This is a genomic window from Amycolatopsis halotolerans, from assembly GCF_042647905.1.
GTDB lineage: Bacteria > Actinomycetota > Actinomycetes > Mycobacteriales > Pseudonocardiaceae > Amycolatopsis > Amycolatopsis halotolerans.
Genome location: NZ_JBHRWI010000081.1, coordinates 17,299 through 32,852 on the forward strand (window position 1 = coordinate 17,299; position 15,554 = coordinate 32,852).

Below are 15,554 nucleotides of genomic sequence, written 5' to 3' on the forward strand. Positions count from 1 at the left end.
GTGGCTCGCCAGGAACGCGCGGAGCAGACCCGAAATGCCATCCTCGACGCTGCCGCGTCCAGGTTCGACGCGGTCGGCTTCCTTGGCGCGAGCCTGTCGGACATCCTCGCCGAGGCGGGAGTCACCAAGGGCGCGCTGTACTTCCACTTCAAGTCCAAGGAAGAACTCGCGGACGCGCTGATCAACGAGCAGTTCACCGTGTGGGACCCGCTGGCCGACATCGAGAGCCCCGGGCTGCAGACGGTCATCGACCTGACCCAGAACATGGGGCACAGCCTGCGCAAGAACGTCCGCGTGCGCGCCAGCATCCGGCTGGTCATCGAGCAGGGTTCGTTCGTCACGCCCGCCGCGGGCGCGTACAAGCAGTGGATCGACACCATCCACGGCTGCCTGCTCGCCGCGAAAGCGGCCGGTGACGTGCGGAAAGACATCAACGCACACGATCTCGCGCAGTACGTGGTCTCGTCGTTCACCGGCACCCAGCTCAGCTCGCAGGTGCTGACCGGGCGGACCGACCTGCACGAGCGGGCCACGTTCATGTGGCAGACGATCCTGAACGCGGTCGTCCCGCCCCGGCGGCTGCACAAGTTCGATCCGGCCGGGACCTTTCCCCCCGACGCCGAGTGAGATCCGGGGTCACGGGCCTGAACCGGGCGGTCGGTTTGCGAGCCTGACTGTGTTACGGCACGATCGCCGCGCGTCGCGGAGATCGACCCGGCAGAGCCGTCGCTCAGGCGCCGGTCGCCTCAGCTGTGGTCGAATCCGCCGGTTGCGCCGCCTCGATCACCCGCCACAGCTCGGAAAGCGTGCTCGCCAGGTCCGTGCCGGCCGGGATCGTCCCGCTCGCCGCCGCCGATTCCAGGCCGACGCAGGTCACCACGACCAGCAGCGCCGCCATGTCCGGGCGGACGTGCGGGCTCAACTCCCCCGCCCCGTGCGCGGCGGCGATGTGCGCGCGCACCTGGCCGAGCCACGCGCGGACGAACGCGACGAACCGCGGGTCGTTCGAGCCCATTTCGCGGGCGAGCCGGAAGCTCGCGCCCACCTTCGCGTCTTCGGCGAGCCAGCCCATCAGCGCCCGGCTCAGGTCGGCCAGCCTGCGCAGATGCGGACGGCGCCCGCGCGCCCGCGCGACGTGCCCGTGCAGGACCGCGACGGCCGCCGATTGCACCTCGTCGCAGATCTCGTCCTTCGACGAGAAGTGGAAGTACAGGCCGCCCTTGGTCACGCCCGCTTCGCGCGCGATGTCCACCATGCTCGTGGCCGCGTAGCCGTCGCGGTGCAGCAGCGCCGCGGCGGCGTCCAGCAGCAAGAGCCTGGTGAGCTCCGCACGGGCCTGTTTCGTCACCGTCTTCCCCATCGTCTCGCGCCGGGAACGGCACGGTGTGCGTCCCGACCGCCCAATCATGACATACCGACCGCCCGGTTTACCAGAGATTCCGGCCGATTACCTGGCTCCCGCCGGGAATTCAAGATCAAAACAGACCAACCTCCCGGTTTTGTCTTGAAAACCGACCTCCCGGTTTGCTATGGTCCAGTGGTGGACCCGGCTCGGACCGGCAGGCAGCGGCGCTGGGGGCGCCGCCGGGCGGGTCCGGCGCGAGAGACACCGGAGGGCAGTCATGCTGAACTACGAAATTCTCGGACAGATCAGAGTGAGCGGCCGGCCCGGCGTCTGCGCCCCGCGGGCTCGCAAGATCGAGACCTTGCTGTCCGTGTTGCTGGCCAAGAACAACCAGGTCGTGACCGCTGAGCATTTGATCGGCGAGATCTGGGGCGAGCATCCGCCCGCACGGGCTAGTGCGGCGTTGTACGTGTATGTGTCGCAGCTGCGGAAACTGTTGCGGGGCAGCGGTGATTGCGCGGAAGACAATCCTGTTGTGACGAGTCCGCGGGGGTATTCGCTGCACGTGGGGATCGATGAGCTTGATGCTGATCGGTTCACGCGGCTGTATGAGCAGGGGCGGGCGTTGCACTGGGATCGTGGCTACGGACAGGCTGCGAAGGTGTTGCGGGAGGCTACTAATTTGTGGCGCGGGGCGGCTTTCGGCGGCTTCACCGACTCCCCCGATGTTCAGGCGTACGCCACGCTGCTCGAGGAGAGTCGGCTTGGCTGCTTGGAGCTGCTGATGGAAACGGAGCTGCTCATCGGGCGGCATCGTGAGGTTGTCGGGCAGCTGTCGGCGCTTGCCAAGGAGCATACGCTTCGGGAGACGTTTACCGAGTACTTGATGACCGCGTTGGCTCGGTCCAACCGGCGGGCTGAGGCGTTGGAGACGTTCGCGTCCGCGCGGCAGAATTTGGTGCAGCAGCTGGGGATTGAGCCGGGGAGCTCGTTGCGGAAGCTGCATCACAGCATTCTTGTCGGGGAGATGTCCGACGCTGTTTGAGCTTGGTCGTGGGGGTGGCCCGGTCTTCCGTTTCGGCGGGAGGCCGGGTCCTTTTGTGCGCGGGCGCGGAGAAAAGCCTTGAGGGGAACCCTGAGGGACTCTGAGTCCCTCAGGGTTCCCCTCACGACACCCCTAGCTGCGGTAGACCGAGACTACGAAACCGCCGCACGTAACCGGTTCTCCGTACCAGCCGCCCCAGCGGCTGTCCAACGCCAGACCGGCCAGCTCGGCCATCAAGTCCAGTTCAGCGGGCCACACGTACCGCAACGGCAGCGCGGCGTCGGCCAAGTGCACGATCTGCCGCACGTCGTCTACGGCCCGTACGCGGGCGTCTGCGGTCCAGCAGGCCGGGTCTGGGTGGCGGCCCTGCACCACCAGGGCGCCGCCGGGGCGCAGGAGGCGGCTGTAGCGGCCGATGGCGCGCAACTGATCCCGTTGGTCTGGCAGGCGGGAAAGCACGTCCGCGCCCAGGTATCCCGCGTCGAAGCGGGGGCCCGGTTCCAAGTGGACTTCGTAGCCTTCTCCGGCCAGTGCGTCCGCTACCGGGCCGCCGCCGGGGACCAGGATCCGGCCGGAGCCGTGGGACCTCGACACTCGGTCGGTTACTTCCGAGAGGAACGCGACGGCGCCCGCGGGGTCGTCGGCTAGCGGGGCCAGCCACGCGGCCACGGGATCGACCGGCTTTTCCATCACCTGGGTCGGCATGTCGCCACCTCACTTCACGCAGTGGTCCTCTCTACTCCACAGAGAGTGCCGGACCGATCTAAAGCGGACCTAGCGGAATCGGGGTCCCCTAGGCAAGCCTGAAGGGCGACCCGCGGCACGCGGGTCGCCCTTCAGCGGTGAAAAGTGGTTCAGCCCTTGGTGCGCCGGTTGAACTTGCGCACCGCGAGGAACGAGGCCGCGGCGGTGATCACGCCCCACCAGGCGAGGGCGAGCCACGCCGTACCGCCTGCGGGGGTGCCGTTCATCAGGGCGCGGACGGCGTCCATCAGGACCGTGAACGGCTGGTTGTCCACGATCACCCGCAGCACGCCGGGCATCGCCTGGGTCGGCACGAGTGCGCTGGAGGCGTACGGCACGAACACGAGGATCATGCCGAGGCCGCCGGCGCCCTCAACCGTCTTCGAGATCGAGCCGAGCAGTACTGCCAGCCAGAAGACGCCTGCCGCGAACAGAACCAGCAGGCCGATCGCGGCGAGCCAGCCCAGTGCGCTGCCGCCGGGGCGGAAGCCGATCGCGAAGCCGATCGCCACCATGATCACGAACGACACCAGGCTGCGCAGCATCCCGGCGACGACGTGGCCGACGAGCACGGCCGGGCCGAACATCGGCATCGAGCGGAAGCGTTCCACGAGGCCCTGGGTGAGGTCCGCGGCGACGCCGACGACCGTGGTCGTCGAGTTGAAGCCGATGCTGATGGCCAGCAGACCGGGCACCAGGTAGTCGACGTAGGCCATGCCGGGCACGTTGATCGCGGGCCCGAACATGAAGCGGAACAGCAGCAGCAGCACGATCGGCAGCGACACCGCCTGCAGCAGCATCTCCGGGTTCCGCGTGATGTGCTTGACGTTGCGCCCGATCAGCACGCGGAAGTCGGACAGCACCGAGGCCAGCCCGGCGCTCTCGGGCGCCGCGGGGATCCGCGCCCCCTCGGTTTCCCTGGACAAGGTCTGGGTCATCACTTCGCTCCCGCGGTTGAGGTGAGGGTGTGGAACACGTCGTCGAGCGTCGGCTCGGACAGCTCGATCCCGGCGGGCTCGAGCCCGGCGTCGGCGACCCGGTTGAGCGTCGCGCGCACCTGGCCGGGGTGGTCGATCGGGACGCTGACCGTCTCGTCCAGCAGCACGCCGCCGGTGACCTGCTGCGCGCGGCCCGCTTCGGCGGCCGACGCGAAGGTCAGCTTGAGCCGTTCGGTGCCGACCCGGCGCTTCAGCTCGGTGGCGGTGCCCTCGGCGACGACGCGGCCCTTGTCGATGACCGCGATCCGGTCGGCGAGCTGGTCGGCCTCGTCGAGGTACTGCGTGGTGAGCAGGACCGTGGTGCCGCCGTCGAGCAGCTTCCGGATCGCGTCCCACATCGCCGAGCGGCTGCGCGGGTCGAGACCCGTGGTGGGCTCGTCGAGGAACAGCACCGGCGGCGACGTGATCAGGCTGATCGCGAGGTCGAGCCTGCGCCGCATGCCGCCGGAGTAGGTCTTCACCGGACGGCCGGCGGCTTCTTCGAGGTCGAACTGCGCGAGCAGCTCGGTGGCCCGCTCCTTCGCCCGCGCGATCGGCAGGTGGAACAGCCGCCCCATCATCTCCAGGTTTTCGCGGCCGGTGAGCAGTTCGTCGACCGCGGTGTTCTGTCCGGTGAGGCCGATCTGCTCGCGGACCTTGCGGGTGCGCTTGGCGACGTCGTGCCCGTTGACCGTCACGGTGCCGCCGTCGGCCTCCAGGAGGGTGCTGAGGATCCGCACCGTCGTGGTCTTGCCGGCGCCGTTGGGGCCCAGCAGCGCGAACATCGTGCCCCGCTCGACGCTGAGGTCGACGCTCTCCAGGACGTCGACATCGCCGTAGGACTTGCGCAGCCCCCGTGCTTCGATTGCGTAGCCGGTGACCATCGGGTTACCTCTCCTCGGTTCGGTCAAGCGGGGAAACTGTCGGGATCAAGTGGGCCACAGCGGCCGCGAGAGCGGCAATACCGGCCGGGCCCGATAGGGGTGGGCTAATCGTCGTCCCCACCCCCGATCGCCATGCTGATCAACGCGTCGGTGTCCAGCTCGTCGATCGTGTCCTCGTCCACTGCGGACGATTCCAGTTCCTCGTCGGCGACGGACTGTTCCGGGATCTGGATGCCCGCCAGTTCGAGCAGGCCGTCCAGCAGGCCCGCCGAACGCAGCCGTTCCAGCGGGATCGCCGCCACAGCTTCCCGGATTCCCTGGTCCGACAACGGTTCCGGCTCGGTCTCGGCTGGGGCCAGCTCGGTGACCAGGTGCTCGGCGAGGATCCGCGGAGTCGGGTAGTCGAAGATCAGGCTGACCGGCAGCTTCAGGCCGGTGACGAGGCTGAGCTTGTTGCGGAACCCGGTGGCGGACAAGGAATCGAAGCCGACCTCGTTGAACGAGCGGTCCGCTTCCACCGCCTCCGGACCGGCGTGCCCGAGCAGCGTCGCCGCGTGCGTGCGCACCAGGGTGAGCACGGTCGGCACTCGTTTGCCCGGCGGGAGCGCACCGAGTTTCTGCGCCAGCGATTCGGTGTCCTCCACGGCGTCCTGAGCCGCGCGACGGCCGCGAGTGCCGGCGAGTTCGCGCAGGACGGCCGGGAGGTCGTCGTCGCCCGAGGACGCCAGGACACGGGTGTCCAAAGCGATCGGAACGAGCAGCGGCTCGGGTGAACCCGCTGCCGCGTCCAGCAGTCGCAGACCGTCCTCAGTGGACAGCGCGGTGATGCCGGTTTCGCCGATGCGGTGGGCGTCCGCGTCTTCCAGCGCCGCGCCCATGCCACCGCCCCACAGGCCCCAGGCGAGCGACGAGCCCGCGAGACCTTCGCGACGACGGCGGACCGCCAGCGCGTCGAGGTAGGCGTTGGCCGCGGCGTAGCTGCCCTGGCCCGGTGCGCCGAGCACGCCGGCGGCCGAGGAGAACAGGACGAACGCGGTCAGGGTGCGGTCGCGGGTCAGCTCGTCGAGCGTCGCCGCGGCGTCGACCTTCGGGTGCAGGACGTGGTCGAGACGTTCCGGGGTAAGGGACGTCAGGACACCGTCGTCAAGGACACCGGCTGCGTGCACGACTCCGCGCAGGTCGATTCCCTCCAGCAGGGCGGAAACCGCAGCGCGGTCTGCCACGTCGCAGGCGGCGAGCGTGACTTCGGCGCCGAGACCGGCGAGTTCGTCCCGCAGCTCGGTCGCGCCCGGTGCGTCCGCACCGCGACGGCTGACCAGCAGCAGGTTCCGCACGCCGTGTTCGGTCACCAGGTGCCGGGCGACGGAACCGCCGAGCGCACCGGTCGCGCCGGTGATCAGCACCGTGCCTTCGGAGTCCCAGACCGGGGCGGCAGCGGCGTCGGCGGCGCGTTGCAACCGCGGCACCAGCACCGCACCGGCGCGGAGAGCGACCTGCGGTTCGTCCGATGCCGACACCGCGGCAAGGGTGCGGCCGCTAGGGGTTCCGGTGCCGAGGTCGATCAGGGTGATCCGGTCCGGGTGCTCGGCTTGCGCCGAACGGACCAGCCCGGCCACCGCGGCTCCGACCGGGTCGGGGCTCTCCTCGGCGTTGGCCGCGACCGCGCCTCGGGTGACCACCAGCAGCGAGCCCTCCGGACGGGCGAGGAACGTCTGCAGTTCGCCGAGGACCCGGTGCAGTTCCGCGTGCACGTCGTCGCCGGCGGCGGGCAGCACGACCAGGCCGGAAGCGTCGTCGATGCTGGTCACGGCGGTGGCGCCGAGGGCATCGGTGAGGCCGAACGGGTCGTCGCCGACCACAGTCCAGTCGGTCACCTCGGCGACGGCGTCGAGGTCGGTCTGTTCCCACGCGAGGCGGAACAGCGACTCCATACCACCGGATTCGGCGGCCTGTGGCTGTGCCGACATCGGGCGCAGCAGCAGCGAATCCACCGAAGCGACCGGCGCACCGGTGGCGTCGGCGATCTTCAGTGCCGCCGCACCCGAGCCGATCTGCTTCACGTGTACCCGCAGCGTCGTCGCGCCGACTGCGTGCAGCCGGACGCCTTCCCACGCGAACGGCAGCGCCGGTTCGTCGCCGACCGCGCCGGAGACGCCAATGGTGTGCAAGGCGGCGTCGAGGACGGCCGGGTGGATGCCGTAACGGTCCACATCGGACACCGTGGCAGGCAGCTGGATCTCCGCGAACGCTTCCCCATCGCCCTTCCAGGCAGCGACGAGACCACGGAAAGCCGGGCCGTACGCGAGACCGTCGGCGGCCAGTTCCTCATAGGTGCCTTCGAGTTGGACCTGCTCGGCAGCGGGCGGCCACGCGGAGAGGTTGAACTTCTCCGACTTCCCTGCCTTCGCGAGACGTCCGGTGGCATGACGGGTCCAGGGGACGCCGTCCGCTGCGCCTTCCGGTCGCGAGTGGACAGTGAAGGGGCGAATGCCGTTCTCCGCGGCGTCGAGCGCGAACTGGACGCGCACGCCGGTCCGCTCCGGTACGACCAGCGGGTACTCCAGCGTCAGCTCGTCCAGGCGCGGGCACCCGGCCTCGTCACCGGCACGGATCGCCATCTCGACAAAACCGGTGCCGGGGAACAGGATCGAGCCGCCGACGACGTGGTCCGCCAGCCACGGGTGCGTGCCGACGGACAGCCGTCCGCTGAACAGGAGGCCCTCCGCGCCAGCCAGCTCCGTCGCGGTGCCGAGCAGCGGGTGGTCTTCCTGGCCCGGCGCGGTGGCCGTGCTCTCCAGCCAGTAACGCTGACGCTGGAACGGATACGTCGGTACCGGCACCGGGTGGGCACCGGTCGGCGCGTAGATGGCCGACCAGTCGACGTCGACGCCGCTGACGTGCAGCTGCGCGACACCGGTCAGCGCGGCGACCGCTTCGTCCTGCTCCTTGTGCAACAGCGAGGCGAGCACGAGACCGTCCGGACGCTCGTCGAGGCTGGCGTCGGCCATCGCGGTAAGCGTGGTGTCCGGGCCCAGTTCGAGGAACCGGGTCACGCCATCCGCAGCAGCCCGAGTGACGGCGTCGCGGAATTGGACGCCTTCGCGGACCTGGTTTACCCAGTACTCCGGCGAAGTCAGGTTGTCGGCGGGCTCGCCGGTGACCGTGGAGATGATCGGGATCCTCGGCTCCGCATAGGACAGTCCTTCCGCGACAGTGCGGAACTCGGCGAGCATCGGGTCCATCAGTCGCGAGTGGAATGCGTGCGAGACGCGGAGTTGCTTGGTGCGCTCGAACTTCGCCGCCACTTCGGCGACCGCTTCCGCAGCACCGGAGATGACGACCGCGGTCGGGCCGTTCACTGCGGCAATGTCCACAGTGTCCCCAGCGGCTTCGCGAACCGCCTCGGGTGTCCCGTCGATCGCGACCATCGCACCTCCATCCATGCCCCCGCCACCGCCCTCAACGGAGTCGCTTCGCGACGCTGATCCGACTCCAGGCAAGGCCTGCATCAGCTTGCCGCGGGCAACCACGAGCTTCGCGGCATCGGCCAGCGAGAAGACGCCAGCGCAGTGTGCGGCGGCGAGTTCGCCGATGGAGTGTCCGGCCAGCAGGTCCGGCTTAACGCCCCACGACCGGACCGTGCGGAACAGCGCGACTTCCAGCGCGAACAGCGCCGGTTGCGTCCAGCGGGTCTCATCGAGACCGTCGCCGCTGTCGATCACTTCGCGAAGCGGACGGTCGAGGTGCTTGTCGAGTTCGGCGCACACCTCGTCGTAGGCCTCCGCGAACGCCGGGTACCGCGCGGCCAGCTGCGAGCCCATCTGCGCCCGCTGCGAACCCTGGCCGGCGAACAGGAACGCAGTACGGCCGCTGCCGGTGGCGATGCCGCGGACGACGCCACGTGCGTCCTCCTCGTCCACCAGGGCCGCCAGACCGCGCACGAACTGCGGCGAACGGCTGCCGATCAGCACCGCGCGGCGGTCGAACGCACTGCGTGCAGTCGCCAGCGAGAGGCCGATGTCGGCGAGGCTGCCTTCCGGGTCCTCGTCCACATAGGACATCAGCTGCTCGGCCTTGGCCCGCAACGCTGCCGCACCGCGACCCGAGACCGGCCACGCGACCGGGCCGTCGTACTCCGGGCCAGTCGAGGCGGTGACCTCGCGACGGTCGCCTTCCTCCAGGATCACGTGCGCGTTCGTGCCGCTCACGCCGAAGGACGAGACGCCGACGCGGCGGGTGTGGCCGTTCGGCAGCCACTTCACCGGCTCGGCGAGCACTCGCACCGCGCCAGTGGACCAGTCGATCTCGCTCGACGGCTTGCCCACGTGCAGCGTCGCGGGGAGTTCGCCGTGCCGCATCGCTTCGATCATCTTGATCACGCCCGCCGCACCTGCCGCGGCCTGCGTGTGCCCGATGTTCGACTTCACCGAACCGATCCACAACGGACGGTCCGCCGACGTCTGCGTACCGTAAGTCGCCAGCAGCGCCTGGACTTCGATCGGGTCGCCGAGCTTCGTGCCGGTGCCGTGCGCTTCGACGGCGTCCACATCGGACGGTTCCAGCCCGGCGTCGGCGAGCGCGGCGCGGATGACCCGCTGCTGCGCGGGACCGTTGGGCGCGGTCAAGCCGTTCGACGTGCCGTCCTGGTTCACCGCGCTGCCCTTGAGGACCGCGAGCACCGGGTGGCCGTTGGCGCGGGCGTCGGACAGGCGCTCCAGCACCAGCACGCCGACGCCTTCGGACCAGGTGGTGCCGTCGGCGTCGTCGGAGAACACCTTGCACCGACCGTCGGCGGCGAGGCCTTGCTGACGGCTGAACTCCACAAAGGTCTCCGGAGTGGCCATCACCGTGACGCCGCCGGCCAGCGCGAGCGAGCAGTCGCCGCCGCGCAATGCCTGTGCTGCCATGTGCATCGCGACCAGCGAAGACGAGCACGCGGTGTCGACGGATACGGCCGGGCCCTCGAGGCCGAGGGTGTATGAAACCCGGCCGGTGACGATCGAGCCAGCGCTGTTCGCGCCCACGTAGTCGTGGTACTGGACGCCCGCGTACACGCCGGTCGGGCTGCCCTTGAGCGAGACCGGGTCGATCCCGGACCGCTCCAACGCTTCCCAGGACGCTTCGAGCAGCAACCGCTGCTGCGGGTCGATCATCGGCGCTTCCTTCGGCGAGACGCCGAAGAACGTCGGGTCGAAATCGCCCGCGTCGTAGACGAATCCGCCGCGCGCGACGTAGGTCGTGCCGGGACGGCGGCCGGTCGGGTCGAGCAGGCCGTCGATGTCCCAGCCGCGGTCGGCCGGGAAGTCCCCGATCGCGTCGCGGCCCTCGGCGACGAGTTCCCACAGCTGCTCCGGCGAGGTGACGCCGCCGGGCAGACGGCAGGCCATGCCGACGATCGCGATCGGCTCGTCCGAGTTGTCCTTAGTGGACACTGTAACGATCTCTGGTGAAGCGCCAGCCAGTTCGTCGAGCAGGTGCGCGGCGAGGGCGGTCGGCGTGGGGTGGTCAAAGATCAGCGTCGCGGGCAGCCGCTGGCCGGTAGCCGCGGTGAGGCCGTTGCGGAGTTCGATCGCGGTCAGCGAGTCGAAACCGAGCGACTGGAACTGTGCCGACGGCTCGATCTCGTGCGCGGCACGGTAACCGAGCACGGTGGCCGCGTGACTGCGCACCAGTTCCAGCACCGCGTCACGACGGTCTTCTTCCGGCAGGCCCAGCAGCCGTGCGCCGAACGAGTCCACCGTGGACTCGGCAGCGGCGGCGACCCGGCGCGTGGTGCGTCCGACGAGTTGCTCCAGCGTGCGCGGGAGCCGGTCGAGTTTGCGCAGCACCGGCAGGTCGAGCTTCGCCGGAACAGCGGTCGGCTTGCGGACGGCGATGGCGCGGTCGAACATCGCCAGACCCTCCGCAGTGGACAGTGGCACGATGCCGCTGGCCGCGAGCCGCTGCACCTCCTCTTCGGTGAGCGTGCCGCCCATGCCGCCGACCTCGCCCCACAGACCCCAGTCCAGCGACAGACCCGGCAGACCGTGCGCGACACGGTGCGACGCGAGTGCGTCCAGGTACGCGTTGGCTGCGGCGTAGCTGCCCTGGCCGGGCGCGCCGAGGACGCCGGAGACCGACGAGAACAGCACGAACGCGGACAGCGCGATCTCACGGGTCAGTTCGTGCAGGTTCAGCGCGCCGTCGACCTTCGGCGCGAGCACGGCGTCGACCCGCTCCGGGGTCAAAGCGGTGACGACACCGTCGTCGAGAACGCCAGCGGCGTGCACGATCGCGGTGAGCGGATTCTCCTCGGGCAGCGACGCCAGGACACTGGCCAGCGCCTCGCGGTCGGCGACGTCGCAGCGCTCCAGCCGGACGTCGACCTCGCTTTCCCGCAGTTCGGCGGCCAACTGGTCGAGAGCGGGCGTGATCCGGCGGCTGAGCAGCAGCAACCGGCGGACGCCGTGCTCGGCGACCAGGTGCCGGGCAAGCTTCCCGCCCAGCGCGCCGGACGCGCCGGTGACCAGCACCGTGCCGTGCGGGCAGAAGTACGGCCGCTCCAGCTCAGGCGTCGTGCGGACCAGCCGGGGCACGAGGACGGTGCCGAGCCGGACCGCCGCCTGTGCTTCGCCCGAGGCCAGGACCTGCGGCAACACTGCTTCCGGCGTGGTTTCGGCGTCGAGGTCGAGCAGGACGAAGGCGTCCGGGTTCTCCTCCTGAGCGGAGCGGACCAGGCCCCAGACCGCGGAGGCGGCGAGGTCGGTGACGTCTCCAGCGGCCGGGACCGCGCCGCGCGTGACCACTACGAGCCGGGCTTGCGAGGGGTGTTCCTCGGCCAGCCAGGCCTGAAGCGCGGCCAGCACGCGGTGCGTGAGTTCATGGGTCTCCGCTGCGGTGCCGGATTCGCCGATGCACTCGAGAATCTGGACGTCGGCAGTGTCCACAGTGGTCTCGACGTCCGCCGAACGCTGCCATTCGATCCGGTACAGCGGCGCGGCCTGCTCGGCGACCGGCGCGGCGAACGTGCGAAACACCGTCTCGGCGACCGTCGCGACCGGAGCGCCGGTCGGGTCGGCGAGGGCGATGGTGAAACCGTCCTCTGTGGTCGGCGTGAACCGCACACGCAGCGCGGACGCACCGGTGGCGTGCAGCTCGACTCCGGTCCAGCAGAACGGAACCCGGCCGACGCCGCCGTCCCCGCCACCTGCGACGCGCAGCGCGTGGGTGCACGCGTCGAGCGCGGCCGGGTGGAGGCCGAAGCGGTCGGCGTCGCTGTCCTCCGGCAACGCGACCTCGGCGAAGATTTCGCCGCCGCGCTGCCAGACTGCTTTCAGGGAACGGAAAAGCGGGCCGTAAGTCAGACCGGTGTCGGCGAAGTCGTCGTACAGACCGTCGATGGCGACCGACTCAGCGCCGGCGGGCGGCCACTCGGTCAGCGCAGTGCCGCCACTGGCCGACTGCGGAGCGACGCTGCCGCTTGCGTGCAGGGTCCAGTCGGCGTCGTCGTCCTCAGGTCGCGAGTGGACAGTCACCGAGCGGACGTCGCGCTCCCCCGCCGCACCGACGGTGACCTGCACCTGGATGCCGCCACGGGCGGGCAGGACGAGCGGACTGCCCAGGGTCAGTTCCTCGATCCGGCCGGAACCGACCTGGTCTCCGGCGCGGACGACCAGTTCCAGGAACGCGGTGCCGGGCACGGTGACCGCGTCGCCGAGCTGGTGTTCGGCCAGCCACGGGTGCGTTTCGACGGACAGCCGGCCGGTGAGCACGACGCCGTCGGTGTCGGCGAGCGCGACGGCCGCGCCGAGCAGCGGGTGCCCGGCGGACGTCAGCCCGGCGGCGGTGACCTCGTCGCGGTTGGCGCGAGCGTCGAGCCAGTACCGCTTGCGCTGGAACGCATACGGCGGCAGGTCGCCGCGCTGGGCACCACGGTCTGCGAAGACCGCCGCCCAGTCCGGGTTCAGGCCGCTGACGAACAGCTCGGCCAACGCGGTGAGCGCGGCGGCCGGTTCTTCGCGGTCCTTGCGGAGCACCGGGACCACGAGCGCGTCGGACGTCTGGCGGACCAGCGCGGACAGCACACCGTCCGGGCCGACCTCGACGAACCGTCCAACACCTTGCGCGGCAAGGGTTCCGACGCCGTCGTGGAACCGGACCGCGGCGCGGACCTGGCGCACCCAGTAGTCCGGAGTGGACAGGTCGACATCCGAACCGACCGTCGAGACCAGCGGGATTTCCGGCTGGTGGTAGGTCAGACCGCGGGCCACGGCGGCGAACTCCGCGAGCATCGGTTCCATCAGCGGCGAGTGGAACGCGTGCGACACCTTGAGCTTCGAGGACTTCCGCCCGTCGAACGCGGCCACCACGGCGGCGACGGCGTCCTCGGCACCGGAAAGCACGACGGAATCCGGACCGTTGATCGCGGCGATGCTGACCTCGTCCGTCAGATGCGGCGTGACCTCGTCCTCGGTCGCCTGCAGAGCCACCATCGAACCGCCGGACGGGAGGGCCTGCATCAACCGAGCCCGAGCGGCGACCAACGTGGCAGCGTCGGCCAGCGAGAAGACCCCGGCGACGTGCGCGGCGGCAAGCTCGCCGATCGAGTGGCCGAGCAGGAAGTCCGGCTTGATCCCCCACGACGCGAGCAGCCGGAACAGCGCCACCTCGATCGCGAACAGCGCGGGCTGGGTGTAGCCGGTTTGGTTGATCAGCCGCGGTTTCTCGAACAGAACTGTCTTGAGTGGACGGTCGAGGTGCTGGTCCAGTTCGGCGCAGACCTCGTCCAGCGCCGCACCGAAGACCGGGAACGCGGCGGCCAGCGCGGCCCCCATCCCGGCCCGCTGCGCGCCCTGACCGGAGAACAGGAACGCGGTCAGTCCTTCCACCTGTGTGCCGGTGACGACGTCCGGAGTGGCGACGCCGTCCGCGAGCGCGGCGATGGCCTGCTTCGGGTCCTCGGCGAGCACGACCGCGCGGTGCGACAGCGGCGATCGCGAGGTGGCGAGCGAAAAGCCCAGGTCAAGCGTCGGATGCACAGAGGACACCAGCTGCGCGGCCTGTGCCCGCAGCGCCGCACTGCCGTGGCCAGCCAGCGGCAGCGGGACCGCGACGTCCTCGGGCCAGCTCGGCGTGACCGGCGCGGCGGCCTCCACCGCAGGCGCTTCCTCCAGGATGATGTGCGCGTTCGTACCGCTCACGCCGAACGACGAAACGCCCGCACGCCGTGGGCGTTCCCCAGCCGCCCACGGACGCTCGGTGCGCAGCAGTTCGACCGCGCCGGAGGTCCAATCGACCTCTGTGGACGGTTCGGTGACGTGCAGCGTGCGCGGCAGCAGCCCGTGCCGCATCGCCTGCACCATCTTGATCACGCCGCTGACGCCCGCCGCCGCCTGCGCGTGGCCGATGTTCGACTTGATCGACCCGAGCCACAGCGGTTCGGTGCGGTCCTGGCCGTAGGTGGCCAGCAGTGCTTGCGCCTCAATGGGATCGCCCAGCGTGGTGCCGGTGCCGTGGCCCTCGACAGCGTCCACATCGGACGCCGACAGCCGCGCGTTGGCCAGCGCCTGGCGGATCACCCGCTGCTGCGAAGGACCGTTCGGCGCGGTGAGGCCGTTGGACGCGCCGTCGGAGTTCACCGCCGAGCCGCGCACCACCGCGAGCACCTGGTGTCCGTTGCGCTGAGCGTCGGAAAGCCGTTCCAGCAACAGGGTTCCCGCGCCTTCGGCCCAGCCGGTGCCGTCCGCGCTGTCAGAGAATGCCTTGCACCGACCGTCGGCGGCAAGACCGCGCTGACGGCTGAAGGCGAGGAACGGACCCGGGCGCGACATGATCATCACGCCGCCCGCCAGCGCGAGCGAGCAGTCCCGCTGGCGCAGCGACTGCACCGCCAAGTGCAGCGCGACCAGCGAAGACGAGCACGCGGAGTCGATCGTGACGGCCGGGCCCTCCAAGCCGAGCGCGTACGCGATCCGGCCGGAAATGACCGAACCGGCGTTGCCGGTGCTCAGGTAGTCCTCGACCTCGCCGGCGAGCACGGACGGCGGCAACTCGTCGTAGTAGTCCTGCCCGCCGCTGCCGACGAACACGCCGACCTGCTGTTTCGCGAGCGAGTGCGGCGCGATGCCGGCCCGCTCGAAGGTCTCCCACGCCAGCTCCAGCACGATCCGCTGCTGCGGGTCCATGGCCAGCGCCTCGCGCGGCGAGATGCCGAAGAACGGCGCGTCGAACTGGCCCGCGTCGTGCACGAACCCGCCCTCGGAGACGTAGCTCGTGCCGGGGCTGTCCGGGTCGGCGTCGAACAGCCGGTCCAGCGCCCAGCCGCGGTCGGCGGGGAACTCCCCGATCGCGTCGCGGCCGTTGGCGACCAGCTCCCACAGGTCGTCGGCGGACCGGACGCCGCCGGGGTAGCGGCAGCCCATCGCGACGATCGCGATCGGCTCGGATTCGGCGGCCTCGACCGCGCGCAGCCGGGCCCGCGTCTCCTGCAGGTTGGCGGTGACCCGCTTCAGGTAGTCGACCAGCTTGGTTTCGTCGGTCCTGGCTTCGTCAGACATCTGGAGAACCTCTTGTCGCGGTGT

The 15,554-nt window shown here is 70.3% G+C and carries 7 protein-coding genes; 2 read left to right on the top strand and 5 right to left on the bottom strand.

Annotation, left to right across the window (positions count from 1 at the left end):
- Positions 1 to 627 carry a ScbR family autoregulator-binding transcription factor gene (locus tag ACFORO_RS46025; RefSeq protein ID WP_354745027.1) on the top strand — a complete coding sequence of 209 codons (627 nt, stop codon included), beginning with the start codon at positions 1 to 3 and terminating at the stop codon, positions 625 to 627.
- Positions 628 to 730: 103 nt separating this feature from the next.
- On the opposite strand, the gene ACFORO_RS46030 is transcribed toward ACFORO_RS46025, so the two are convergent.
- Positions 731 to 1,348: a ScbR family autoregulator-binding transcription factor gene (locus ACFORO_RS46030; protein WP_354745025.1), complete on the bottom strand. Its 618-nt coding sequence runs from the start codon at positions 1,346 to 1,348 to the stop codon at positions 731 to 733.
- 274 nt (positions 1,349 to 1,622) lie between these two features.
- On the opposite strand from ACFORO_RS46030, the gene ACFORO_RS46035 reads away from it, so the two are divergent.
- Positions 1,623 to 2,390, top strand: coding sequence for an AfsR/SARP family transcriptional regulator (locus ACFORO_RS46035; protein WP_354745023.1), 768 nt, complete (start codon positions 1,623 to 1,625; stop codon positions 2,388 to 2,390).
- Positions 2,391 to 2,522: 132 nt separating this feature from the next.
- Here the strand turns inward: ACFORO_RS46035 and ACFORO_RS46040 are convergent, their stop codons facing one another.
- The 4 genes from ACFORO_RS46040 to ACFORO_RS46055 all read right to left on the bottom strand — a co-directional run bounded on the left by ACFORO_RS46040 (position 2,523) and on the right by ACFORO_RS46055 (position 15,497).
- Entirely contained in the window at positions 2,523 to 3,095 is a 573-nt protein-coding gene (locus tag ACFORO_RS46040) for a hypothetical protein (RefSeq protein WP_354745021.1), read from the bottom strand.
- A gap of 149 nt (positions 3,096 to 3,244) precedes the next feature.
- Complete coding sequence (locus ACFORO_RS46045; protein ID WP_354745019.1) at positions 3,245 to 4,072, bottom strand: ABC transporter permease; 828 nt, start codon at positions 4,070 to 4,072, stop codon at positions 3,245 to 3,247.
- On the bottom strand, positions 4,072 to 4,995 hold the full coding sequence (locus ACFORO_RS46050) for an ATP-binding cassette domain-containing protein (RefSeq protein WP_377874487.1): 924 nt from the start codon (positions 4,993 to 4,995) through the stop codon (positions 4,072 to 4,074). Before ACFORO_RS46050 ends, ACFORO_RS46045 begins: the two co-directional genes overlap by 1 nt.
- Positions 4,996 to 5,099: 104 nt before the next feature.
- Positions 5,100 to 15,497, bottom strand: coding sequence for an SDR family NAD(P)-dependent oxidoreductase (locus ACFORO_RS46055; protein WP_417281600.1), 10,398 nt, complete (start codon positions 15,495 to 15,497; stop codon positions 5,100 to 5,102).
- Between the last annotated feature and the right edge of the window lie 57 nt (positions 15,498 to 15,554).

Excerpts from the sequence above, each read along its gene's own strand:
- ACFORO_RS46035 (WP_354745023.1), top strand. The coding sequence starts at position 1,623 with ATGCTGAACTACGAAATTCTCGGACAGATCAGAGTGAGCGGCCGGCCC.
- ACFORO_RS46040 (WP_354745021.1), bottom strand. The coding sequence starts at position 3,095 with ATGCCGACCCAGGTGATGGAAAAGCCGGTCGATCCCGTGGCCGCGTGG.
- ACFORO_RS46045 (WP_354745019.1), bottom strand. The coding sequence starts at position 4,072 with ATGACCCAGACCTTGTCCAGGGAAACCGAGGGGGCGCGGATCCCCGCG.
- ACFORO_RS46050 (WP_377874487.1), bottom strand. The coding sequence starts at position 4,995 with ATGGTCACCGGCTACGCAATCGAAGCACGGGGGCTGCGCAAGTCCTAC.